The organism is Rodentibacter caecimuris (genome assembly GCF_001019715.1).
In the GTDB taxonomy this organism is placed as follows: domain Bacteria; phylum Pseudomonadota; class Gammaproteobacteria; order Enterobacterales; family Pasteurellaceae; genus Rodentibacter; species Rodentibacter caecimuris.
The window spans coordinates 1058961-1085670 of the sequence record NZ_BBXJ01000001.1; the positions used below are offsets into that span (position 1 = coordinate 1058961).

At 39.3% G+C, this 26710-nt stretch carries 14 protein-coding genes and 1 tRNA gene; 11 read left to right on the forward strand and 4 right to left on the reverse strand.

The window, feature by feature from the left end:
- Nucleotides 1–22 precede the first annotated feature (22 nt).
- Nucleotides 23–11428 (forward strand): two-partner secretion domain-containing protein, encoded by an 11406-nt coding sequence (locus PNEUHYL_RS05120; RefSeq protein WP_059366154.1) that lies wholly within the window; start codon nt 23–25, stop codon nt 11426–11428.
- A gap of 555 nt (nt 11429–11983) precedes the next feature.
- Here PNEUHYL_RS05120 and PNEUHYL_RS05125 read toward each other — a convergent pair.
- Nucleotides 11984–12073, reverse strand: a tRNA-Ser gene (locus PNEUHYL_RS05125).
- Nucleotides 12074–12273: 200 nt separating this feature from the next.
- Between PNEUHYL_RS05125 and PNEUHYL_RS05130 the strand changes: the two genes are divergently transcribed.
- Nucleotides 12274–12939: a Bax inhibitor-1/YccA family membrane protein gene (locus tag PNEUHYL_RS05130; RefSeq protein ID WP_059366155.1), complete on the forward strand. Its 666-nt coding sequence runs from the start codon at nt 12274–12276 to the stop codon at nt 12937–12939.
- A 56-nt stretch (nt 12940–12995) separates the two neighbouring features.
- Here the strand turns inward: PNEUHYL_RS05130 and PNEUHYL_RS05135 are convergent, their stop codons facing one another.
- Together PNEUHYL_RS05135 and argR are read right to left on the reverse strand one after the other, a co-directional pair.
- Nucleotides 12996–13889 (reverse strand): TIGR01777 family oxidoreductase, encoded by an 894-nt coding sequence (locus tag PNEUHYL_RS05135; RefSeq protein WP_059366156.1) that lies wholly within the window; start codon nt 13887–13889, stop codon nt 12996–12998.
- The gene (gene argR, locus PNEUHYL_RS05140) at nt 13889–14341 is read right to left on the reverse strand and encodes a transcriptional regulator ArgR (RefSeq protein WP_059366157.1); all 453 of its coding nucleotides are present in this window, start codon (nt 14339–14341) and stop codon (nt 13889–13891) included. Before argR ends, PNEUHYL_RS05135 begins: the two co-directional genes overlap by 1 nt.
- Before the next feature lie 207 nt (nt 14342–14548).
- On the opposite strand from argR, the gene mdh reads away from it, so the two are divergent.
- From mdh to cysB, 9 genes are all read left to right on the forward strand, one after another.
- On the forward strand, nt 14549–15484 hold the full coding sequence (gene mdh, locus PNEUHYL_RS05145; protein ID WP_059366158.1) for a malate dehydrogenase: 936 nt from the start codon (nt 14549–14551) through the stop codon (nt 15482–15484).
- A 312-nt stretch (nt 15485–15796) separates the two neighbouring features.
- Complete coding sequence (locus PNEUHYL_RS05150; protein ID WP_059366159.1) at nt 15797–16366, forward strand: ComEA family DNA-binding protein; 570 nt, start codon at nt 15797–15799, stop codon at nt 16364–16366.
- Between the two features lie 187 nt (nt 16367–16553).
- Entirely contained in the window at nt 16554–19361 is a 2808-nt protein-coding gene (gene sucA / locus PNEUHYL_RS05155; RefSeq protein WP_059366160.1) for a 2-oxoglutarate dehydrogenase E1 component, read from the forward strand.
- 111 nt (nt 19362–19472) lie between these two features.
- Nucleotides 19473–20702 (forward strand): 2-oxoglutarate dehydrogenase complex dihydrolipoyllysine-residue succinyltransferase, encoded by a 1230-nt coding sequence (gene odhB, locus PNEUHYL_RS05160; protein ID WP_059366161.1) that lies wholly within the window; start codon nt 19473–19475, stop codon nt 20700–20702.
- A 99-nt stretch (nt 20703–20801) separates the two neighbouring features.
- A complete protein-coding gene (gene sucC, locus PNEUHYL_RS05165) occupies nt 20802–21968 on the forward strand; it encodes an ADP-forming succinate--CoA ligase subunit beta (protein ID WP_059366162.1) in 1167 nt (388 codons plus the stop codon).
- Between the two features lie 2 nt (nt 21969–21970).
- Nucleotides 21971–22840, forward strand: a complete 870-nt coding sequence (sucD, locus tag PNEUHYL_RS05170) for a succinate--CoA ligase subunit alpha (protein ID WP_059366163.1) — start codon at nt 21971–21973, stop codon at nt 22838–22840.
- A 123-nt stretch (nt 22841–22963) separates the two neighbouring features.
- Nucleotides 22964–23587 carry an L-threonylcarbamoyladenylate synthase gene (locus tag PNEUHYL_RS05175; protein WP_059366164.1) on the forward strand — a complete coding sequence of 208 codons (624 nt, stop codon included), beginning with the start codon at nt 22964–22966 and terminating at the stop codon, nt 23585–23587.
- Nucleotides 23588–23659: 72 nt separating this feature from the next.
- A complete protein-coding gene (gene rluB / locus PNEUHYL_RS05180) occupies nt 23660–24640 on the forward strand; it encodes a 23S rRNA pseudouridine(2605) synthase RluB (RefSeq protein WP_418066640.1) in 981 nt (326 codons plus the stop codon).
- A 9-nt stretch (nt 24641–24649) separates the two neighbouring features.
- A complete protein-coding gene (gene cysB, locus PNEUHYL_RS05185; protein ID WP_059366165.1) occupies nt 24650–25621 on the forward strand; it encodes an HTH-type transcriptional regulator CysB in 972 nt (323 codons plus the stop codon).
- A 58-nt stretch (nt 25622–25679) separates the two neighbouring features.
- Here the strand turns inward: cysB and prmB are convergent, their stop codons facing one another.
- Nucleotides 25680–26624, reverse strand: a complete 945-nt coding sequence (prmB, locus tag PNEUHYL_RS05190) for a 50S ribosomal protein L3 N(5)-glutamine methyltransferase (RefSeq protein ID WP_059366166.1) — start codon at nt 26622–26624, stop codon at nt 25680–25682.
- Between the last annotated feature and the right edge of the window lie 86 nt (nt 26625–26710).

Here is a 26710-nt window from a genome sequence, read left to right on the forward strand (position 1 = left end):
TTTAATATAGGAGAAACTTAGTATGAATAAAAATAGATATAAACTGATTTTTAGTAAATCAAAATCATGTTTGGTTCCTGTCGCTGAATATATTAATTATGAATCAGGTGACACAGGTAGTGTAGAAAATAAAGAAGAATGCGAATCTAGCAGTGAAGGACGACATATCTTCCGTCTATCTACATTTTCTTGTCTTATTAAATCACGCTTGTTGCACCTGGGAAATGCAGCATTAGCCTTCTTATTTGTTGTACCAAATACCGTATTTGCTAATGTAAATAGTAAGGATATCGTTTTAGATAAAGGTAATCATGAAACAAAAATATCTGAAACAACCAATGGCGTACATATTATTGAGATTGCCAAACCTCAATATGATGGTATTTCTGATAATAAATTCCAAAAATTCAATGTAGGCAATGGTGCGGTATTTAATAACAGCAATAAGGAAGGAAGTTCTTATTTAGTCGGTCATTTAGACAAAAACCAAAACTTTGATAAAGATACAGCCAAAGCTATTTTAACTCAGGTAACAGGCAACCAAATGAGTAAAATTAAAGGTGGATTAGAAGTTTTTGGTGATAAAGCAGATCTATTAATTATTAACCCGAACGGAATTAATATTAACGGTGTACAAACATTCAATACGGATCGTTTTGTAGCTTCAACCAGTAATGTGATTGATCCGAAAAACGGCTTAAAACTGTCTGTTGAGAAAGGAACCGTAACCATTGATAAAGACGGGATTGCCACTGACGGATTGAAATATTTAGATATTGTTGCGAAAAAAATTGAGCAAAAAGGAGCAGTTCGTAACATTAATGATAAAGCGCCTGTTGAAACCAATATAACCTTTGTAGCAGGTTCATCAGAATACGATGTGAAAGCAAGAAAGGTGAAATCTAAGCAGGCTAAATCCACGGAAATCGCAATTACCGGTACAGAAGCCGGCGCTATGTATGGTAATCATATCCAATTTATCACAACAGATACGGGTGCAGGGGTAAATCACAAAGGTATCATTCTTTCCGAGAAAGATATCCAAATTGAGAATGAACAAGGTAAGGTTGAAGTTGCTACATTACAAGCTAAACAGAACTTATCCTCAAAGGGCAGTAAAAAGCTTGATATTAATGGCCAAATCTCGGCTGGGAAAGCAATCAATCTAAACTCAACAGAAGTTAATCTAAAACAAAATACAAAGGTAAGCAGTCAAAAAGTTGATATTTCTGCGGATAAAACTGCAACGGACAAAAATGCCAAAATTAGAGGTACAAACGTTAATATCAATAGTCAATCAACTCAAATTGGTAAGGACTCAACTGTAATTGCAACAAATCTGGATATTAAGGGTAAGAATCTAGAAAATAGCGGTACGATTGCAGCTCGTTTTAATAAAATTTATGTAGAAAAGCTAAATAATAAGAAAGATATTCTAGCTGAAAAGACGCTTGATATATCTACCTTTGGTAATATTTTATCCCAAAATAATATTACTCCGGATGATGGTTATCACAATAATGGGACTATTCAAAGTAAAGGAACTGCGAACCTTACGTTTAGAGTCACCCATTTCCACTCAGCTTCTCATAAACTACCGGAGGCTAGAGAAAAATTAACGCTTTCTGCTAAAGAAATCTTTTTTGATAAAGGTTCGGAAAACCAATTATCATCTTCACTGGATATCAACTCAAACGATGATGTTTTTATCAATAAAGGGGTATTAACTAGCGCTAATCAATTATCTGTAAAGGGTCAAAAAATTATAAACGAAGGTTTATTAGGGGCAAAAAACAGCTTAAATCTAACTTCCTTCTCAAATATTACCAATAATGCTACTGGCGTTTTACATTCAGATGGTGTAATGAATTTAAATGCCGATGATATTATTCATAATCGGGGAGAAATTCTTTCAAAAGGAAAAATCACTGTATCAGCAGAAAAGTTATTGAATGATATTGAGTTTCAGGGCAGTGTATACCATTATGATCAAAATATTGAGTTGACAATTATCGATCCAGGGTCAAGCAGAACGGATTATTATAGCATTTCCGGCTCTATTCCAAGATTAGGGAATAATTTAAAAATTTCTCATATAGGTAATATTCGTGGTGAAAGTGACTTTGAATTTATTCAAAAAGATTCCAAGCTAAGTGATGCAGGAATAACTAATCACGGCATTATTAACATTCAAGGAAATCTAATTTCTAATGGAGCAAAAAGCATCATTAATGATATGAGAAGTGCCAAATTTAATATATTTGATTATTATTTAAATTCACCAGCAAATATTACTATAAAATTCCAACCTATTGTCAATGGCATCGAAATTCCATTACAGGGCAATATGATATATAAATTTAACTCTGTAGCTCAATTAATAAAATTCTTTTTTGAAACGAAAGGTACTGAGCGTTACATAAAAAAAACTCGTGCTTTCCCTGTCTCACTAGATAAAGTACAAGTTTTAAAACTATTAAGATCAGTCAGATCTCCATTATTACAATCCACATTAACAACTATATTAGGTGCTAATTGGGAAAGTAAATCTTTGATGGAATTAAAAGCAGCATATGAGGCTTCAGAAAGAGCAAGTAAACTTGGTTCTAAAAATATAGAGCTTTATCCTAATAAAAAATCAAAAATACTAGCCGGCTCTTTTATTGGAGATACTAATATTTTAGTAAATGGTAAAAGAGGCGAGGAAGGAGCTTTTGATGATAAAGTGTCTATTGGGAAGCATACAATCCAAGCACCGCCGATTCAATTAAAACCATTTGTTGTACAGCCGGAAAATAATGGCAATAGCGAAATTGATTTATCCACATTATTAGAATTATTGTCTAATCCGAATTTATTCATTGATCGCTCGTTTAATAAGAAAAAAGAGGACAACACCAATATCTTAGTTCCGAAAGAAGATACAGATCTATTAGGTGAAACTGAAGAAGAGAAAAAACAGCGTCTAGAAAAAGAACGTCTTTTTGAAAAAGAGCGTTTAGAAGAAGCAGAACGTAGAAAAAAACAAGTAGAAGAGGAACAGAAAAAACTAGAATCGCTTTCTGAACAGGAAAAACAACGCCTCGAAGAGTATGAGAAAAAATTAGCCGAAGAGAAAAGAAAAGCTGATGAATTGGCAAAACAAAAAGAAATTCCGCTAGATAAGGATCGAGCTCGAGTAGAGGTTGATCCGCTTTATCACACCAGAATGAAGTATATTAATCAAAATGATTATGTCGGTTCTGATTATTTCTTTAATAATATTGCTCCAAGAGGAACGGAAGACAAAGTAAGTGTCATTGGCGATAGCTATTTTGAACACCAATTGATTACTCGTAGTATTGAGAAAAAGGTCGATAATCATTTGGCACTAAAATACGATTTGACTAATGTCGAGTTGGTTAAACGTTTAATGGATAATGCGTACCATACGTCTGGAGATCTAAATCTAACCTTAGGTAAAGCATTAACTAAAGAACAGCAAGATAACTTAAAAGAGGATATTATTTGGTATGTCAAATCAACCATTAATGGAAAAGAGACGTATATTCCTCAAGTTTATTTTGCAAAACAAACTTTAGAAGATGCGGAAAAATATAAAGGATTAGGAAGTGCGGTCATAAAGGCCAGAGAATTGAAATTGAAGGCGAAAGACGTACAAAATTCCGGCACGATTGCAGGCAGCCGAGTTGATATTGAGGCTGAGAATAAAATTAAAAATACAGGGGATATTTTAGGCAAAGAATTGGTTCGTCTAAAAGGTCATAAAGGAATTGAATCAAGCGCGACTTCCTATGCTGACGAGAAAGGAAATACGGTTATTCAGAAATCAAGGATAGCTTCAGAACAACACCTACATTTAGAAACTGATTTAGATAGCGATATCAATATTACAGCCTCTGATGTAAAAGCAAAAACTGGTTTTGTAAAAACTAAAGATCTCAAAGCTAAAGATTCTCATAAATTTAGCAGTAGTCATAAACAGAAAGAGATATTAGCTACTGGATTGTTTGGAATACAAAAGAAAGTTGGGGGAGAAACGGAAGATACTTATAGTGCGGAATCCGTTGGTTCAGAATTAGAATTTGATCATCTTCATTTGGCTGTAAAAGGTGATGTAGAACAGACCGGTAGCAAGATAAAAGCAGATCGTGTAACCGGTGTTATACAAGGTGATTATAAAACTAAAACAGGGCAAAATATCCAACATACGGATAAATCAAAAGGCGTCTTTGGTATATTTGCAAGCGCATTAGCTGCCGGTGGCGGTAAGTCTGTTTCGGCTTCTGCTGATAGTGTCGATGGTGTCTTGACTCAAATATCAGAAAGTGATTACACCGGGGCTAATGCTGAATTAGGCATAAAGTTTGAGCAAGAAAAATCATCGAGAACTGACTTGAAAAACGTCAATAGCGAACTTGACGCGAAAAGCGGTGATTTACAGGTTTTAGGGACTTTAGATATCGGTGGACTTGATATTAATAAATCAATGTCTGAATCCGCATCTGAATTAACGCAGTCAACAACCAACGAAGAAGCGAATAAAACAGAAGATGACAATTCTACAGATAAAGCTTCAGAAGTAGAGAAGCCTGTAGAAAATAATCAAACAAAAGGTACTAATCCAAATTTACGCAAGCTATCTAAAGAAGAAATTGAAGAACTGATGGCGGAAAAAGATCAAGCCTTTTTTGACGCTCAGAAAAACCTGCGTAATGATAAGTTGAAATTAACCGCCAAAGAAATTATTTCAACCAAATACCAAGATGAAACTGATTTTAAATCGTCTAAATCTTCTTTTAAATTAGGTTTAGTCGGCGAAGCCCACTCTGCAGTTGCTGATATTGTCAGCCATTCAATTAAACAAGCAGAAGATGCTAAAAAAGGCATTAAACAAGACGGTACGGCTGCATTACAAGTGACGAGTGACATCGCTAATTTAGTGACAGGTGATTTAGTTGGTGGCTCAGTTAAAGCCCAAGCTGGCTATAGCCAATCTAATACGGGTTTTAACGAAAAATCGGATAATCGTAATACTTTAAACGGTAATCTGGTCTTGAGTGCAACAGAAGGGGGAATTGAGTTAAATAACGTTGAACGCAGTAAGAGCGGCAAACTTTCTCTAAATGCAAAAGATAAAGTTACCATAAATGCGGGTAAAACAGAAAGAACAGAGTCGGATGAATCTTGGCATGCAAAAGTGTCCGCTGGAGGTACAGTGTCTTGTGGGGTGATGTCTCAAGGCTGTGCAGTTGGTGTAACTAATGGTGTTGAAGCAGGATATTCTACAACAAATACCAACGCGACTACCTATCAAAATAGCCAATTGTTGGGTGATGAAATTGAGATCAATACAGAAAGCGATCTCACCCTATCGGGGGCTAATATTAAAGCGGATGTTTATCGTACAAAAGTGGAAGGGAAAACCTCAATTGAATCTAAACAAGATACCTATGAAAGACATAATAAACGCTTGGATGTGGGTGTCTCTGTAGGGGCTTCGGTAACCACGGCTTTAACCGTAAAACCAACAGGTAGCGTAACAGTGGGTTATGGTCAGGAAGATGAAACGAGTCGGATGGTTAATCAGCAATCAGGCATTGAAGCTGGAAAAATGATTGGTCAAATTAAAGACTTGGATTTAACCGCTGGTTATTTTGTTGATAAAAGTGGGAATAACGACCTTACCACTACGGGCAGTGTTACTCATCGCTCTTTAGAAGACTATCATCATAAAGATGGTGGTGAGTTCGGTGCATCTATAGGGTTAAATGAACGGGGAACGTCTCAAGCCAATATAAGAGGAGGTCGTTCGGCACAAAAACATTATGACGCGACCCAGCACTCAACTCTGTCAGGTATTGATTCTCAGCCTGTTGAAAAACCAATTAATCAGGATTTGAATAAATCTAAAACCGTTCATCGAGATGAACAATTAGCAAGTACCAGTTTTGGGTTTGAACTAGGTGATTTGGCTGAATTGGGGCAAAAAGGCCTAAATAAGGCAAAACAAGCATTAAATAAAAAATCAAATCAAAATAGTGCAAGAGGATTGAACGATATTGCTTCAAATAATGATCAATTGCCAAAACCGAAACAATCGGAAGCGCCTATCTACGAAGAAATTCCGGATAGCCCTTACGCTAAGCTAGGTGATGCAAACGCCAATGCTCAGCGTAAATCAACTGAGTCCGAGCCGATTTACAGCGAAGTGACAAAACCGAAACAATCGCAAGAGCCTATCTACGAAGAGATTCCGGATAGCCCTTATGCGAAGCTAGGTGATGCAAACGCCAATGCTCAGCGTAAATCAACTGAGTCAGATCCGATTTACAGCGAAGTGACAAAACCGAAACAATCGCAAGAGCCTATCTACGAAGAGATTCCGGATAGCCCTTATGCGAAGCTAGGTGATGCAAACGCCAATGCTCAGCGTAAATCAACTGAGTCCGATCCGATTTACAGCGAAGTGACAAAACCGAAACAATCGCAAGAGCCTATCTACGAAGAAATTCCGGATAGCCCGTATGCGAAATTAGGTGATGCAAATGCCAATGCTCAGCGTAAATCAACTGAGTCCGATCCGATTTACAGTGAAGTGACGAAACCGAAACAATCGCAAGAGCCTATCTACGAAGAAATTCCGGATAGCCCTTATGCGAAGCTAGGTGATGCAAACGCCAATGCACAGCGTAAATCAACTGAGTCCTATCCGATTTACAGTGAAGTGACGAAACCGAAACAATCGCAAGAGCCTATCTACGAAGAAATTCCGGATAGCCCTTATGCGAAGCTAGGTGATGCAAATGCCAATGCTCAGCGTAAATCAACTGAGTCCGATCCGATTTACAGCGAAGTGACAAAACCGAAACAATCGCAAGAGCCTATCTACGAAGAAATTCCGGATAGCCCGTATGCGAAATTAGGTGATGCAAACGCCAATGCCCAGCGTAAATCAACTGAGTCCGAGCCGATTTACAGTGAAGTGACGAAACCGAAACAATCGCAAGAGCCTATCTACGAAGAAATTCCGGATAGCCCTTATGCGAAGCTAGGTGATGCAAACGCCAATGCACAGCGTAAATCAACTGAGTCCGATCCGATTTACAGCGAAGTGACAAAACCGAAACAATCGCAAGAGCCTATCTACGAAGAAATTCCGGATAGCCCGTATGCGAAATTAGGTGATGCAAATGCCAATGCTCAGCGTAAATCAACTGAGTCCGATCCGATTTACAGCGAAGTGACAAAACCGAAACAATCGCAAGAGCCTATCTACGAAGAAATTCCGGATAGCCCGTATGCGAAATTAGGTGATGCAAATGCCAATGCTCAGCGTAAATCAACTGAGTCCGATCCGATTTACAGCGAAGTGACAAAACCGAAACAATCGCAAGAGCCTATCTACGAAGAGATTCCGGATAGCCCGTATGCAAAATTAGGCGATAGCAATGCTCAAGCTAAATCTGGCAAATCTGAGCCGATTTATGAAGAGATTCCTGCTTTAACTCAGGAAAATAAAGCTAAACGTCCTTTACCTGAGTTACCACAGAGTGGTAATACAAAAGCGAATAGTGGCGAAAGCGATTACGCAGAAATCCCTGCGGTGGTTAGCAATAAAGCTAAAGCGGAGAACGCTGAAAGTGACTATGCAGAAATCCCTGCATTAGCCAAAACCGGCAATAAATCCGATAATGTCGAGTCTTCCCTTGCACAGGCAAATAGCAATAACAACAATAGCCGTGTATTGCCTACAATGCCTGAAACAGCAAACGTGGAACAAACCGGTGCGCAAAGTGCCCCGTCATTTTTCCAAAAGATTAAAAACTTTTTCAAAACTGACCGCACTTCGTCCAAAAAGGCAGAGGAAAATGCGAATAAAGGCAATCAAACATTAGACACCGAAGCTCAAGCGAACGGGAAACCTAACTACGAGAAGCTTGAGGACAATTTGAATTTGAAAGAGTTACTCAGTCTTGAGGCAAAACGTTATGATGAATTTGAACAAAAAATTCTCAATAACAGTGAGTTTTTAGCCGAAGCCCGTGAAGCAGCGAAGAAAAGCGTCCCTGAAGCGGTATTAAAACAAATGGCAGGCTCACCTGAGCTGGATGATATTCTCACAGACGGTGCGAAAAGAACCGAACGTAAGATCAACGAAGCCTTACACTTTAAACCAAGCGAACAGGAATTTAACGCTATCCAGCAATTAGTGAAAAAATTGCCGAAAAGCGATGAAATTATGAGCGTGCCGGAGCAAACTCAACGTATCGTCGATGCGTTAGCGGAAACGTCAAAAACGATTCAACGTTCACCAGAGTTAAAAGATAAGCTTAAAGGTGCCGTAGAAGAGTTTTTAAACGATACCAAAAATGGTCTAACCGTAGAAAGTATTGAAAAACTCAATCATGGTTTACGTCCGGACGAGGGTGAAAACAGAACGTTGTATAAAAAAGAATCCTTAACCAAAGAAGATGCAATTTTCTCTGGACCGCAGGCATCTAAATTACAACTTGCACAGATGGTTGAGTTTATTAATGACGCTAAAGCCAGAGGGGTTGAACCAAGTGTGTTATCCGGTATGGTTTACCAACGTGTGATTGCTTATCATCCGTTTGCTGAAGGTAATGGACGTGTTGCTCGTGTTATTGTCAATAAATTATTGCTGGATGCGGGATACCCGCCGTTTACGAAGTTTAGCAGTAAATTTGAGGAAACCATTATTCCGCAATCGGATAATACCAAAGACAGCGCAAGTAGCCCGGAAGTGATTAGCGAATTCTTACGTCTCTTAGGTGAGAAATCGGTCGATGAGGCTAAACCTAAATTTGCGCCAACTGAAGCTGCCTCAAATTCAGCAGGTCAGGCGGAAGATATCTATGCTCAAATCGATCCGAGTAAGAAAAGGGTAAAAACCGAATCAGAAGCGGAAAAAGCGGCTAGAATTTCGAAAGAGAAAGATGAAACGTTAGGGAAGAAGCAATCTGTACAGCGTGAAGATAACAGTGATTATATGACGATCAAACGCTTAAAAGAGGATATGGCTGACGTTGATCAACCAACTAAAGCAAACGCTTCTACAGAAAGCCCAGTTGTAATTGAAAATAAAGCCAAAGCAGAGAACGCTGAAAGTGATTACGCAGAAATCCCTGCAGTGGTTGGCAATAAAGCCAAAGCGGAGAATGCTGAAAGTGATTACGCAGAAATCCCTGCAGTGGTTGGCAATAAAGCCAAAGCAGAGAACACTGAAAGTGATTACGCAGAAATTCCGGCAGTGGTTGGCAATAAAGCCAAAGCGGAGAATGCTGAAAGTGATTACGCAGAAATTCCTGCTGCGGTTGGCAATAAAGCCAAAGCAGAGAACGCTGAAAGTGATTACGCAGAAATTCCTGCTGCGGTTGGCAATAAAGCCAAAGCAGAAAACGCTGAAAGTGATTACGCAGAAATCCCTGCAGTGGTTGGCAATAAAGCCAAAGCAGAGAATGCTGAAAGTGATTATGCAGAAATTCCGGCAGTGGTTGGAAATAAGGCCAAAGCCGAGAATGCTGAAAGTGATTACGCAGAAATCCCTGCAGTGGTTGGCAATAAAGTCAATAGCAATAACAGCAATAATAATCAAAGACTTGCTGAGGAAAATCAAATCGGTAACGACGTAAATAAACCGAAAATTGATTCCAAAAAGCTATTTGAACAAGCGAAACAAAAAGCGCGTGAGCGTGATAGTGCGAAAGAGGCTGAAAAGAAATTAAAGATTTTGGCTGAAAATGCTGAAAGCTTGCCGAAAGAGCATTTATTAAAAGCATTACAAGATTTAGCATATGGCTCAAGTGTTGAAGAAGCGACGGCTTTAACAAATAAAGCAAAAGAAACGCGTAATAAGATTCACCGTCCGGATACTATTGAGGGATTTGAAGGACAGAATGTGAAAAATATGGGCAAAGTGATGAGTAAAATTGAGCTTGATGCTGCCTATTTACAATCTCGTGGCGAAATTAACCAAAAGATTGTAGATAAACTGGACTCAAACCAAGAGTTCCATCAGTTAATGAAACAAAAACTCTCTGGCAATGAAGAAGGCATTAAACGCTTATTCGGTTTGGTTGAACAAGCGAAGTTCGAAGCTCTAAAAGAAGTCACTGGCGTTGAAGGTAGCCGTGCTAAAGTGGAGTTTACGGGGAATAACCCGCTTTCAATGAAACAAGGTTCTTACGGTAATGATCTTGTTCAAATGAATGCGACACCTATTTTGAGCTTCTTACGCACGAGAAAACAAAATAACAAAGAAATTTTGGATACTATCGTTCACGAATTAACGCATCACGATCAGGCACAAATTATCCGTCATAAGGATAAGTTACCAGAGCATATGAAACCGGATGCGAATTTAATGGCGCTAAATGGTCTTTATTATATCAATTCGGGGCTGACTAATATGCAGCAGTATAAAAAGCAGCCGCAAGAGCGAGAGGCGTTCTTCTCGGGTCATAAATTAGGTGAGCAACTGAGTAAATTGGTGGATAAAGGCTATACTGGTGCCAAACGGGAGATTCAATCGATTGAGCATTTACCAAGCCCAAATAGCAACCTGGAAACCCTTAAACCACAAAGCACAGATTTAGGCAATAATACCTTGATTTATGGCTTAAAAGATGGGCGTAAGGAACTGATTAACCGTGCTAACCAAGCCGATAAAGGGAAACGAAACCCAATTCTTGCGGATAGTTACATTGGTGAGTTAAATTTAGGCTACGAATTTGGTAATTTGTCTAAATTGGCAGATAAGGTTAAACAAGGGAAAGTGACGCAACAAGACATTGATCATATTGCAAACTTCCAAGATTTGGGGGCGGATAATGCCTTAGCAACATCTTCTCGCAGCCGTATCAATCAAGCCAATGTCGAGGATAATAAAAAAATTATCACGGAATTGCTCAACAATCCGGTTGCAGTAGATTCTCTCAAACGGATCGCTGAATTTAATGAAAAGGAGCAACAGTTATTTCAAAAACTGAAACAAAATGAGAATTTGGATTTAGATAATCCGAAAACCTCACCTTCTTTCACTAAAGAGCAAAATGAAGCGATTGAACAATATCTGTCAGCAGTAGGTGAACTGAACAGAAGTCGCGAAGATTTCTTTTCAGAAAAAACCAAACTGATTGCTAAAGAAACCCTTGAAAGAGGCGGAAAAGTCTATTTTGCGTTAGATGGTTTAGCAACGGATACAACGACGTTCAATAAAGATAAAACTCAAATAGATATGGGTAATCTGAAGAAATTATTTGATCCGAACTATGAATTCTATAATTCGGTGACATCAAGGGAGTTACGTTACCTGTATGAAAACTACAGAGATAACCCGAACTTGAAGTTTACCATTAAGGATCAGGTTATTGAAAACCCGCTTAAGTCATTAGATCTTAATTAAACATCATGTCTAAAATAGCAATCTGCCCATCAAATGGGCAGATTGTTATATCAAAATATTCAAATACAAAATTCCTCCGTTTAAAATCAAAGTGCGATAAATTATTTTTACTCATTTTTTTAAATTCATTTGTTACGCCTTGTTATTGTTTTATCAATAATCTCCCAAAATTTAACTACAAAGCTACTCACAAAAGTAATCTGCCTATAATATTAAGTTAGCAAGAGCATTATCATTAGGTGCAGAAGCAATGGTATTCCTAAAAAAGCGATTTTCGGTTCCATGATCTACGCTATACTTAAGCAAGTTAGTACATTCAAAATGGAATACCATTTATGGCATTGAAAGAGAAGAGCGGATGGGAAATTATCGAACCGGTTCGGAAATGCGCTGATTTAACAAAGGGCGCTAGACTCAAGTCAAATTTGAGTCAAACTCATTTTTGCAACTTAATAATTTAATAGTTGAAAATGATGAACGAGAAGAAATTATAGAAAATAACGAAATGTAAGTTATTGAATTTGAAGACTCTTCATTTATGGAGTTATTAAGAAATGGCGGAGGAAGTGAGATTCGAACTCACGGAGGGCGTAAACCCTCGCCGGTTTTCAAGACCGGTGCCTTCAACCACTCGACCATTCCTCCGTACTTGACGGTGCGTAGTATAATTCAAAATTTTTTGATGTAAATAAAAAACGAGTGAAATCTATTTAGTCGGCGTTTATTTATTCATTTTGCTTTCTTTTTAGCCAAAGCAGGAAATAATTTTTGCTCAGCCATTGACTTTTTATACACTCGCCCTTACTTTAGGGTTTGATGCTAACTAACGTTATTAAGGAGCTTTTATGCAATCACGCATTATTGTTGACTCAAGAAACGAATCCTTATTAAGCACCCATAAAGTGCTTCGTAATACTTATTTCTTACTTGGTCTAACAATGGCATTTTCGGCAGTTGTCGCTTATATTTCTATGGCGATGAATTTGCCGTATCCAAACATTATTGTTTTACTTGTTGGCTTTTACGGCTTACTTTTCATTACACATCGTTTAGCTGACCGTCCTGCGGGTATTTTAGCGGCATTTGCCTTTACCGGTTTTATGGGCTATACCATTGGGCCAATTCTCAATATGTATGTGGCAAACGGCATGGAAGATTTAATTATGTTGTCATTTGCCGGCACAGCGATTGTTTTCTTTGCCTGCTCAGCCTATGTATTGACGACAAAAAAAGACATGTCATTCCTTGCAACCGCAATGTTTGCCCTTTTCATTGTGCTTTTACTTGGTATGGTGGCTAGTTTCTTCTTCCAAATACCGGCGTTAGCCATTGCAATTAGTGCATTATTTGTTGTTTTCTCAACGATGACAATTTTGTATGAAACCAGCAATATCATTCACGGTGGTGAAACAAATTATATTCGTGCCACAGTAAGTATTTATGTAGCGATTTATAACTTATTCTTAAGTTTGTTAAGATTGCTCTCAATTTTTTCAAGCAATAATGACTAAATTTGCTTAAAAAAACAAAATGCGCCTTGATTAGGATTAAGGCGCATTTTTTTATATTATTTTTTGGAAAAAAGTGCGGTCAAATATTGGGTTAAATTTTCATATTGAAACGTGAATCCCGCTTCAATAAGCCGTTTCGGCAAAACATATTGGCTTTCTAGTAACATATTGGCACGCTCACCTAAGACGAGTTTTAAGGCAAATTTCGGCGCAGGGAAAGGCGCACAACGTTTTAACGATTGAGCCAATTGTTGGTTAAACGCTCTATTGGTAATTGGTTGGGGTGAAACAAAATTATAAATGCCCTGACACTCGCCATGAGAAAGTAAAAATAAAATGCCGTTTACCATATCTTCTAATGCAATCCATGCCCAGTACTGTTTTCCCGTACCTAATGGACCGGCTAAATTCCAATAATAGAGCGGAAGCATTTTTTTTAATGCCCCGCCATTCGGAGAAAGCACCATACCGGTGCGAAGAATACAGACTTTCGTTTTGGCTTGTAATGTTGTGTTTTCCCAAGCATGGCAAAGTGCTGCCGTGAATGTATGATGAACAGTCGGGCTTGTTTCAGTAAGAACTTTATTGGCTTGATCACCATAAATACCGGCTGCCGAGCCGGAAATCAAGCGTGGGGGATTCACACCGGCATTAATCAACGAAACTAATTGCTGTGTCAGTTTTACTCTGCTATTAAATAATTTTGCTTTTTGTGATGTTGTCCAATGTTTAGTAAAAATAGGTTCACCAGCTAAGTTTATCACTACATCAAACTCATCTAAATTTTTAAGCTGGGAAAGTGCGGTTAAAAATTTCAACGTTTTTTTAGGAAAAAGAGAACGGGCTTTTTTCTCATTGCGAGTGAGAATAGTGAGTTGATGTTGTTCTTCTAGGGCAGAGGTTAATTTTTTTCCGATTAATCCTGTGCCGCCGGTAATAAAAATTTTCATTAAAGTGAGCTTTCAAACAAATTTTTAATATGCTCAATTAGAGTGGAAATTGCAGTTGTACGTGTCGGCGACACGAAAATCGTATCATCGCCGGCAATTGTGCCAAGAATCCCTTCTGCTTTACCAATAGAATCCAATAGGCGTGCAATTAATTGCGCAGCACCCGGAGTGGTCTTAATCACGATTAAAAACTCATTATGATCGATATCCAATACGAGATTTCTTAGTGGGCTACTGGTTGCAGGTACGCTTAATTCATTTGGTAAGCAATAGACCATTTCCATCTTGGTATTACGCACACGCACTGCGCCAAATTTACTCAGCATACGCGAAACTTTAGATTGATTTATAGTTGGAAAACCCTGGCTTTTTAAGGCTTCAACTATTTCACTTTGAGAGGAAAAACGTTCCTGGCTCAGCAATTCTTTAAATGTTTTTGTTAAATCATCCATTTATTCGTTTTAAGATGGGACTAATCCGCATAAGCGTTGCATAAAAATGCAAAATATGCAACTAAAATACAAATTTGAGTAAAAAAAGAGACAAGTTTTATCTAGAAATTTGAGCTAGATCTCATTATTGAATTTCTATGTTTGTAATTTATCGGTTTACCTTTTAAAATTTACAAAGTTAATTAATCTACTTAATAAGGAGTATACATGAAAGTTGCAGTATTAGGTGCAGCCGGCGGTATCGGTCAAGCGTTGGCATTATTGCTAAAACTACAATTACCAGCAGGAACAGAATTATCACTTTATGACATTGCGCCGATAACACCGGGCGTGGCGGCTGATGTCAGCCATATTCCTACAGCCGTGAAAGTGAAAGGTTTTTCAGGTGAAGATCCAAGTCCTGCACTTGAAGGCGCAGATGTGGTATTGATTTCTGCAGGTGTAGCACGTAAGCCAGGTATGGATCGTTCCGATTTATTTAATATCAATGCCGGGATTGTTCGTAATCTTGTTGAAAAAATCGCGGTTGTTTGCCCGAAGGCCTGCATAGGTATTATTACTAATCCGGTTAATACAACGGTTGCTATTGCAGCAGAAGTACTGAAAAAAGCCGGTGTTTATGATAAACGTAAATTATTCGGTGTGACAACGTTAGATGTGCTTCGCTCAGAAACCTTTGTTGCCGAATTGAAAAATCTCAATGTTTCCCGTACGACCGTACCGGTTATCGGGGGGCATTCCGGTGTTACCATCCTTCCATTACTTTCTCAAGTTCCTTATGCGGAGTTTACCGCTGAAGAAATCGTACCATTAACAAAACGTATCCAAAATGCAGGTACTGAAGTTGTAGAAGCCAAAGCCGGTGGCGGATCGGCAACGCTTTCTATGGCTCAAGCCGCCGCTCGTTTTGCCCGCTCTTTAATAAAGGGTTTGAGAGGAGAGACTGTTGTTGAATGCACTTATGTGGAAGGTGATGGAAAATATGCCCGTTTCTTTGCTCAACCGGTTCGTTTAGGTAAAGATGGTGTGGAAGAGATTCTACCAATCGGTTTATTAAGCGAATTTGAACAACATGCATTGGAATCAATGTTGCCGACATTACGTGCAGATATTGAATTAGGTGAGAAATTTATCAACGGTTAATTATAAATTTTATAGAAGAAGCGTCTACATAATAGACGCTTTTTTTTGTAAAAAGAAAATTTTTAAGAAAAACCGTGACTTACTTCACAAATTTGGAAATAGATATTTGCATAAGTATCTTGATGGGAGTAACCTAGCCTCACTAAAAATAAGTGCTATCCCAAATAGCCGACATCTATTTTGCTTTCCGAGTAGTGCCTCTTTTGAGGCACTTTTTTTTATTCTAAAAATAGAGCAGAGTTGAACTAATTCCCTAAATTAGAATCTTAAGGTATGTTCTTCTGACAAAATCACTATTTATAGGAGTTTTTTATGAAATCTTTAAAATCTTTATTAACGTTTACCGCACTTAGCATAGCCGTTGCCGGTTCTGCATTTTCAAATGAAAATACGGTTACCACTCTTAAAAAAGAATCAGTAACGAATGTAAATTCAATGATTCAGAAACAAAAAGAAAATGCTATCGCAGATAAAAATAGTCTAAAAGAGAAAGTCGTTGCGACAAAAGAAAAAGCTAAAGAGGCGGTGAAATCTACAAAAGAAGCGACAAAAGAAAAAATAGATGTAGTGAAAGAAAAAGCTAACTCAATGAAATCATCAGATACTTCATCAATGAAAAACCAAGTTTCTGAGAAATTCAATTCAGCGAAAGAGCAGATTAAAACAGAAAAACAAAAAATTGCCTCAAGTGCTAAAGTAAATATTAATAAAGCGGACGCTGAAACCTTACAAAAACTTTCCGGCATTGGTGAAAAGAAAGCGCAAGCAATTGTGGATTATCGTAATAAAATGGGCAAAATCAAAAATGTGGCGGAATTATCAAAAATTGATGGTTTAGGTGAGACAACCATTGAAAAAATTGCGCCTTACCTGACTTTTTAAAAACAAGGTCAATATCAAGCGTACTTTCTAAAGCTCGACAAATTTGGTCGGGCTTTTTTGTTATAAGTTAAAAATATTGTTGAGCTAGATCACAAATTTGCAACAAACTTATAAATGAGGCATTTTTCCAATTCAATCCTATGTATAATGGAAGAGAAATTAATCGATCATATTATTTGAGGTAAACATGCAACCAAATAAAGATTTTGATGAATGGTTGGCAACAACCGCATTCGGTGGCGCAAACCAAGCCTATATCGAAGAATTATATGAGCGTTATTTAGACGATCCGAATTCTATTGATAAAAGCTGGAAAACAACCTTTGATTCTTTACCCAAATCAACTACGGTTGAACAACCGCATTCGCCGGTGCGTGATTATTTCCGACGTTTAGCCCGTGAAAATAGCACTGAAGCCGTGACAGTGATTGATCCGGAAGCAAGTGCAAAATTAGTAAAAGTATTACAATTTATCAATGCCTACCGTTTCCGTGGTCATTTGGAAGCAAAACTTGATCCCCTCAATTATTATCGTTGGAAAGTATCAAATGTGCCTGAATTGGATTATCGTTATCACGGTTTTACCGAACAAGATCTCAACGAAACTTTCAATATTAACCACTACGTTTATCAACGAGACACCATTAAACTAGCCGATTTAAATACAATGCTGAAAGAGACCTACTGTGGTCCTATCGGTTTAGAATTTATGCATGTACAGGATATGGAACAAAAAATGTGGCTTCAAAATAAATTAGAAAGCCGCTTAAATCAACCGCTCTTTAGCCATGAAGAAAAAGTGAATTTTCTTAATGAATTGACGGCTGCAGATGGGTTGGAACGTTATCTTGGTGCAAAATTCCCAGGGGCAAAACGTTTCTCTTTGGAGGGAAGTGATGCTTTTATCCCATTAATGAAAGAAATTATTCGTCACGCAGGTAAACAAGGTGTTAAAGATGTGATGATGGGAATGGCACACCGTGGGCGTTTAAATATGCTGGTGAATGTGCTGGGTAAAAAACCAAAAGATTTATTTGATGAGTTTGCCGGTAAACACTCGGGCGATCGTACCGGAGATGTAAAATATCACCAAGGTTTTTCGTCTGATTTTGCAGTTGGTGAAAGCCATGTTCACTTAACCCTTGCATTTAACCCGTCGCATTTAGAAATTGTTAGCCCGGTTGTTATTGGTGCAGTCCGCTCACGCCAAACTAAGAAAAATGATATAGAACGTTCACAAGTATTGGCGGTAACCGTTCATGGTGATTCGGCCGTCGCTGGTCAAGGTGTTGTACAAGAAACCTTAAATATGTCGAATGCTCGTGGTTATACGGTTGGTGGGACGATTCGTATTGTGATCAATAACCAAATCGGTTTTACCACGTCTAACCCAAATGACACTCGCTCCACAGAATACTGCACGGACATTGCGAAAATGATTCAAGCACCGATCATCCACGTAAATGGTGATGATCCGGAGGCTGTTGCTTTTGCCGCCCGTATGGCAGTGGAATATCGCAGTTTGTTTAAACGGGATATTTTCATTGATTTGATTTCTTATCGTCGCCACGGACACAATGAAGCCGATGAGCCTTTAGCGACACAACCAATGATGTACAGCATTATTAAAAAACATCCGACACCACGTCAGGTTTATGCAGATCGTTTGGTAAAAGAAGGTGTGATTAGCGAAGAGCAAGCCATAGAAATGATGAACGTATATCGTGACGGCTTAGATAATGGCGAACGCGTTGTAGCTGAATGGCGTGAAATGGATACGGCAAAAATGGATTGGTTGCAATATCTCAATTATGATTGGACAGCGCCTTATGAAAGTAAATTCCCGCAAGATCGTTTTATCACGTTAGCAAAACGGATATGCGAATATCCGGAAAGTTTACGTCCTCACCCACGTGTTGAAAAAATTTACCATGATCGTAAAGCCATGTATCAAGGTGAAAAATTGCTTGACTGGGGTATGGCGGAAACCATGGCATATGCAACCTTGCTTGATGAAGGGGTAAACGTTCGTTTATCAGGTGAAGATGCGGGACGGGGTACTTTCTTCCATCGTCACGCCGTAGTACATAACCAAAATGATGGTACCGGCTATGTTCCGCTCACGCATTTGCATGCCAACCAAGGACGTTTCGAAGTATGGGATTCGGTACTTTCGGAAGAATCGGTGCTTGCTTTTGAATATGGTTATGCCACGGCTGATCCGAAAACTCTAACGATTTGGGAAGCACAATTTGGTGATTTTGCAAACGGAGCACAAATTGTGATCGATCAATTTATCAGTTCTGGAGAACAAAAATGGAACAGAATGTGCGGTTTAGTCATGTTGTTACCTCATGGTTATGAAGGTCAGGGACCGGAGCATTCTTCCGCACGTTTGGAGCGTTATCTGCAACTTTGCGCAGAGCAAAATATACAGGTTTGTATCCCTTCTACGCCTGCACAGGTTTATCATATGTTACGCCGTCAGGCTTTACGTAAAATGCGCCGTCCGTTAATTGCGATTTCTCCAAAATCCTTATTGCGCCACCCGTTAGCCGTATCAAGTTTGGACGAACTGGTTAATGGTTCATTCCTGACGGTAATTGGTGAAACGGACGAACTGGATCCAAAAGGTATTAAACGCATTGTGATGTGTTCAGGAAAAGTCTATTACGATTTACTGGAACAGCGCCGAGCCAATAATCAAACCGATGTGGCAATTATCCGAATTGAACAACTTTATCCTTATCCGCATGAAGATGTGAAGAAAGCGCTTGAGCCTTATGCTCATGTAAAAGATTATGTATGGTGTCAAGAAGAACCGCTTAATCAAGGCGCTTGGTATAACTGTAAACATAATTTTGAAAGTTCTATCCCTGAGGATCTCAAACTCAAATATGCGGGGCGTCCAGCTTCAGCTTCACCGGCGGTTGGTTATATGTCATTACACATCAAACAGCAAAAACAATTGGTGGAAGATGCATTGACATTGTAAAGTGCGGTGAAAAATTTGCATGTTTTCATGAGTGGAATGATCCACTAATAAGAGTAACCAAAATGGTGGGCTAAAACCCACATGAGAAAAAATAGTAAAGGAAAAACGACCATGACAATCGAAGTTCTCGTTCCAGATTTACCCGAATCCGTTGCGGATGCCACTGTGGCAACATGGCATAAAAAAGTAGGGGATACAGTAAAACGTGACGAAGTATTAGTTGAAATTGAAACGGATAAAGTCGTGTTAGAAGTACCGGCTCAGTCCGATGGTGTGATTACGGAAATTTTAGAAGCCGAAGGCGCAACGGTAGTTAGCAAACAACTACTCGGTAAACTTTCCAAAGCTCAAGCAGGTGATGTTAGTACGACAAAGATCAATGAATCAAATGAACCGACACCGGCAGATCGCCATCATTCAGCCATTGAAAATAGTCAACACAATGCTGATGATCACGGGCCTGCAATCAGACGTTTGCTGGCGGAACATGATCTTGATGCCTCTCAAATTCAGGGCTCCGGTGTAGGAGGTCGATTAACCCGTGAAGATATTGAACGTGAAATTGCGAAACGGGATGCGCAAAAAGCAAAACAAGAGGTGGCAACAGAACAGAATACCATCAGTACCGTGGCTTACCAGTCTCGTTCTGAAAAACGCGTTCCAATGACGCGTTTACGCAAACGCATTGCAGAGCGTTTACTTGAAGCCAAAAACAGCACTGCAATGCTCACGACATTTAATGAAGTGGATATGCAACCGATAATGAAATTGCGTAAAACCTACGGTGAAAAATTTGAAAAACAGCATGATGTACGTTTAGGTTTTATGTCGTTCTATATTAAAGCTGTGGTCGAAGCGTTAAAACGTTATCCGGAAGTAAATGCTTCTATTGATGACGATGATATTGTTTACCATAATTACTTTGATATTAGTATCGCTGTTTCTACCCCTCGCGGTTTGGTTACACCGGTGTTACGTAACTGCGATAAACTAAGTATGGCGGAAATCGAAAAACAAATTAAAGCACTGGCAGAAAAAGGTCGTGATGGCAAGTTAACGGTGGAAGATTTAACCGGTGGAAATTTCACTATTACTAATGGTGGGGTGTTTGGTTCATTAATGTCCACCCCGATTATTAATCCACCGCAGAGTGCGATTCTAGGCATGCATGCGATTAAAGAGAGACCGATCGCATTGAATGGGGAAGTTGTCATTCGTCCAATGATGTATCTGGCGTTGTCTTATGATCACCGTTTAATTGACGGTAAAGAATCCGTTGGTTTCCTTGTCGCCGTTAAAGAATTATTGGAAGATCCGACAAGATTATTATTGGAAATTTAGAGTAAAAGTGCGGTCAATTTTGATCGCATTTTTATTTTTCGACGAAAAGATGACTATTTTCACATATCCTAAATAACCAGAAAAAAGCAGGTAAACCTTATGAATTTACACGAATATCAAGCAAAACAGCTTTTTAAAGAATATGATCTACCGGTGAGTGAAGGGATTATTTGTCATTCGGCGGATGATGCCGCCATGGCGCTTTTCCAACTTAACGGTGATCGTTGGATCGCAAAATGCCAAGTTCATGCCGGAGGTCGAGGAAAAGCCGGTGGTGTAAAACTGGTACATAATGCGGAAGAAGCCCGATCTTTTGCCCATCAATGGCTGGGAAATCGTTTGGTAACTTTCCAAACCGATAAACAAGGCCAACCGGTAAATAGTATCTATATTGAGGAAACCTGTGATATTGCTCAAGAACTTTATCTTGGTGCAGTGATTGATCGTTCTTCACAACAAATTATCTTTATGGCATCTTCCGCTGGTGGAATGAATATTGAAGATGTCGCTCGCGAAACGCCTCATTTGATTCATAAAGTCGCCATTGATCCGTTATTTGGCGGTATGCCGTATCAAGGCAGAGAATTAGCATTTAAATTAGGTTTAAGCGGAGAACAAAATAAACAGTTTGCTCATGCATTTGTACAATTAGCGAAGTTATTTATAGAAAAAGATCTTTCGCTTTTAGAAGTTAATCCGCTAGTGGTGACAAAGCAAGGTCAGTTACTGTGTTTGGATGCCAAAATGACGATTGACGATAATGCGTTGTTTCGCCATAAGGATTTACTGGCTTTCCAAGATTTAAGCCAAAGCGATTTACGAGAGGCCGAAGCGGAAAAACATCAACTCAATTATGTCGCCTTAGAAGGGGATATCGGTTGTATGGTAAACGGTGCGGGGCTTGCCATGGGAACGATGGATATGGTGAAACTTTATGGCGGAAATCCAGCAAATTTCCTCGATGTCGGGGGCGGTGCGACAAAAGAACGGGTTACTGAGGCCTTCAAAATTATTTTGACAGATAAGGGGGTAAAAGCCATTTTAGTCAATATTTTCGGAGGAATTGTTCGTTGTGATTTAATTGCCGAAGGGGTTATTGCCGCTATCAAAGAAGTTGGGATAAATGTTCCTGTTGTAGTGCGTTTAGAAGGAACAAATGTTGAGTTAGGGCGTAGAATCCTGTCAGACAGTGGGGTAAATCTTATTGTTGAAAATAGTTTAAAAGATGCTGCACAAGCTGTAGTAAAAGCGGCAAAAGGAGCGTAATTATGTCGATCTTAATTAATAAAGATACTAAAGTTATTTGCCAAGGTTTCACCGGTACACAGGGTACGTTCCATTCCGAGCAAGCATTGGCTTATGGCACAAAAATGGTAGGCGGTGTATCCCCTAATAAAGGAGGAAGTACGCATTTGGGATTACCGGTTTTTAACACGGTAAGAGAGGCGGTGGAGACTACCGGTGCGACAGCGACAATGATTTATGTGCCGGCGGCATTTTGTAAAGATGCCATCCTAGAAGCCATTGATGCTGGCATTCAATTAATTATTTGTATCACAGAAGGTATCCCAACTTTGGATATGCTTACGGTGAAACAAAAATTAAATGAAACCGGTGTGATTATGATTGGGCCTAATTGTCCGGGCATTATTACGCCGGATGAATGCAAAATCGGTATTATGCCGGGGCATATTCATAAAAAAGGCAAAGTCGGTATTGTTTCCCGTTCCGGAACATTAACTTATGAAGCAGTAAAACAAACCACTGATGAAGGCTTTGGGCAATCCACTTGTGTGGGAATAGGTGGCGATCCGATTCCGGGCTCAAGTTTCATTGATATTTTAAAACGTTTCCAAGATGATCCCGAAACCGAAGCCATTGTAATGATTGGTGAGATCGGTGGTTCCGCAGAGGAAGAAGCAGCGGCTTATATTAAAGCCCATGTCACCAAACCGATGGTTGGCTATATTGCCGGCGTTACCGCTCCGAAAGGCAAACGAATGGGGCATGCTGGGGCAATTATTAGTGGTGGTAAAGGCTCTGCTGAGGATAAAATCGCCGCCCTTGAAGCAGCAGGGGTTAAAACAGTAAGAAGTTTAGCGGAGATTGGTTCGGCATTAAGAACATTATTAAAATAAAAACACATTTAAGAAATGACCGCACTTTGCCAATGTATTCAAAGTGCGGTTTTTTTATAACAAGTTGTTATAACGTCATGATTAAAAGGTGTATAATCTCAAGCTTATTTTAAGGAAAAAATTATGAGCCAATTTTTTTATATTCATCCTGACAATCCACAAGCACGTTTAATCAACCAAGCGGTAGATATTTTGCGTAAAGGCGGCGTGATTGTGTACCCTACAGATTCCGGTTATGCATTAGGTTGTATGCTTGGAGATAAACATGCGATGGATCGTATTATTGCGATTCGCAAATTGCCGGAAGGGCATAATTTCACCTTGGTGTGTCGTGATTTATCCGAGCTTTCTAATTATGCAACCGTGAGTAATGTTGCTTATCGTTTAATTAAAAATAATACGCCGGGACGTTATACTTTTATCCTGACGGCAACTAAAGAACTGCCGCGTCGTTTGATGACATCAAAACGTAAAACCATTGGTTTACGGGTGCCGGATAATCAGATCGCCTTAGATTTATTAGCGGCATTAGGTGAGCCGATTCTTTCCTGCTCACTTATGTTACCGGGGGAAGAGCATATAACACAATCCGATCCGGAAGAAATTCGGGAACGTCTGGAACATCAAGTGGAGTTAATTATTCATGGAGGGTATTTAGGGCAAGCGCCGACAACGGTGGTGGATTTAACAGAAGATACACCGGTTATTTTACGTGAAGGAAGCGGTTCTAGCGAACCATTTATTTAATTTAAATTTATACAAGACGCTTGTGAAAGCGACAAAGGAAATAAGATGAAAATCAATCAATCCAACAAAAATATCAAAAAACAGAGTGAAAACCGACCGCACTTTGAGCACAAAAAGAAGCAAAGTACAGTACATTCTGAGCATAAAGCCCTAACGAAACGCCAAACATCCTCATCATCTAACACGAAAATTGAGGGGGAAAAATTACAGAAAGTTCTCGCGCGTGCAGGGCAAGGATCTCGTCGTGAAATTGAGGCAATGATTGCTGAAAATCGGGTGAGTGTGGATGGAAAAATAGCGACACTTGGTGATCGAATTGATGTCCATTCCGGTGTGAAAGTACGTATTGACGGTCGTATTATTAATCTTCAACAGGCGCAAAAAGAAATGTGTCGTGTATTGATGTATTACAAACCGGAAGGTGAACTTTGTACCCGTAGCGATCCGGAAGGACGTGCAACGGTATTCGATCGTTTGCCACGCTTGAATGGCGCGCGTTGGATTGCTGTGGGGCGTTTAGATATTAACACTTCCGGTCTATTGTTATTTACCACTGACGGTGAACTGGCAAATCGGCTTATGCATCCTAGCCGAGAGGTAGAACGTGAGTATTCCGTCCGTGTATTCGGACAAGTGGATGATGTTATGTTAGCCCGTTTACGCAAAGGTGTTCAGCTTGAAGATGGTCCGGCAAATTTCAAAGAAATTAAATTTATCGGTGGCGTGGGAATGAACCAGTGGTATGAAGTCACATTGATGGAAGGACGCAATCGTGAAGTGCGCCGTTTATGGGAGTCTCAAGGTATTCAAGTCAGTCGCTTGATTCGTATTCGTTATGGAAATATCAAATTAATGAAAGGCTTACCGCGGGGCGGATGGGAAGAAATGGATCTTGAGAAGGTGAACTATCTGCGTGAATTAGTGGGATTACCGCCGGAGACGGAAAGCAAACTTGATGTGACAAAGTCTCGCCGCCGACCAAAATCCGGACAAATTCGTAAAGCAGTGAAACGTTACACTGAATTAGGAAAACGCTATAAAAATAAAAAATAGGTATCTGCGATGAAAATGCAACAACTTCGCTATATTCTGGAAATAGTGAATCAAAATTTAAATGTGACGGATGCGGCAAATGCACTTTATACGTCACAACCGGGCATCAGCAAACAAGTGCGCTTGTTGGAAGATGAATTAGGTTTAGAAATTTTTGAACGAAATGGAAAACATATAAAATCCGTTACTCCGGCTGGGAAAAAAATTATTTCCATAGCTAGGGAATTGTTGGTAAAAGCGGAAAGTATTAAATCTGTCGCCAATGAATATACCCGTCCGGATCATGGTGTGTTGCGTATTGCGACCACAAACACGCAAGCACGCTATATGTTACCTTCGGTCGTTGAACGCTTTTCTAAACAATATCCCGATGTAAGTTTACATATTCATCAAGGCTCACCGACACAAATTCATGATGCCCTAATGTCCGGTGAAGTGGATTTGGCGATTACCACTGAGGCTCCCTATTTGTTTGACGATCTCATTCAATTACCTTGTTATTTATGGAATCGCTCGGCTATCGTGAAATTGGATCATCCTTTGGCAAAAGTAAAAAATTTAACGATTGAAGAACTCGGGAAATACCCACTTGTCACCTATACTTTTGGTTTTACAGGGGTATCGGATTTGGATTACGCCTTTAATGCTGCCGGAATTTTGCCTAATATTGTTTTTACCGCTACCGATGCAGATGTGATAAAAACCTATGTACGTTTAGGGTTGGGAGTAGGGATTATGGCAAGTATGGCACATACCGAGCTTGATAATGATCTTGTTGCTATTGATGCCAGTCATTTATTCCGTTCCAGTATGACACAAATCGCTTTTAAACAAAGCACGTTTCTACGTAACTATATGTATGATTTTATCGAATATTTCTCACCACATCTGACTCGCCCAATGGTGGAAAAAGCCGAACAGTTACGTGATAATAATGCCGTGAAAAAATTGTTTGATAATGTGGAATTGGAAGTAAAGTAGCAACTTTCGGAAAGAAAGAGCGGTTGAAATTCAAAGAGAATTTTGACCGCTCTTTAAGTTAAAACAAATCTTGGTATTTCACCAATTCTTCCCGAGTGATGGCAAATACTCCTAAACCACCATTTTTAAGCTCAACCCATTTGAATGGCACATCAGGATATTGTTCAATTAGGCTTACCATGCTATTTCCCACCTCACAAATCAATACACCGTTTTCCGTTAAATAATCAGGCGCTTGTTTTAGAATTTGTTTGGTAATGTCCAAACCGTCTTTACCTGAGCCCAAGGCTAGCTCAGGTTCAAAATGAAATTCTTCCGGCATATCGGCAAGATCTTCTTCATCTACATAAGGCGGATTTGTCACAATAAGATCGTATTTTTGACCAAGAATATTCTCAAATAAATTTGATTGAATCGGGAAAACACGGTGTTCCATTTGATGACGGCCAATATTGATTTCTGCAACATTGAGGGCATCAAAGGATAAATCCACTGCATCCACTTCCGCTTCTGGGAAAGCATAAGCACAGGCAATCGCAATACAGGCACTGCCGGTACAAAGATCAAGAATGTGTTGTGGTGTTTGTTCCACCAATCCGTCAAAGCAATCCTGAATGAGTGAGCTAATTGGCGAACGTGGAATAATTGTGCGTTCATCCACATAAAATTCATGACCGCAAAACCACGCACTATTTGTTAGATAAGCAACGGGGACACGTTGTTCGATACGGGTTAAAACCAATTGAATGAGGCTTTCTTTTTCTGACGGGGTTAAGCGGCTATGGAATAATTCAGTGGGGAGATCAATGGGCAATTGCAAACCGGCAAGCACCAGTTGAAGGCTTTCATCCCAAGCATTATCATAGCCCTGCCCATAGTAAATATCGGAACGGTTAAAAATGCTATACGTCCAACGGAGAAAATCTTGAATGGTATGAAGTTCATGGGCAACGTTATCTTCTAAAATTGTTGCCACTAATTCTTGGTTATATGTGGTTTCCATCATATTTTCCTTGTGAAAAAATTTGCGTAGTTATACCACATAAGGCGGTTTATAACTATGATATGATACGTAAAATTTGAAATGAG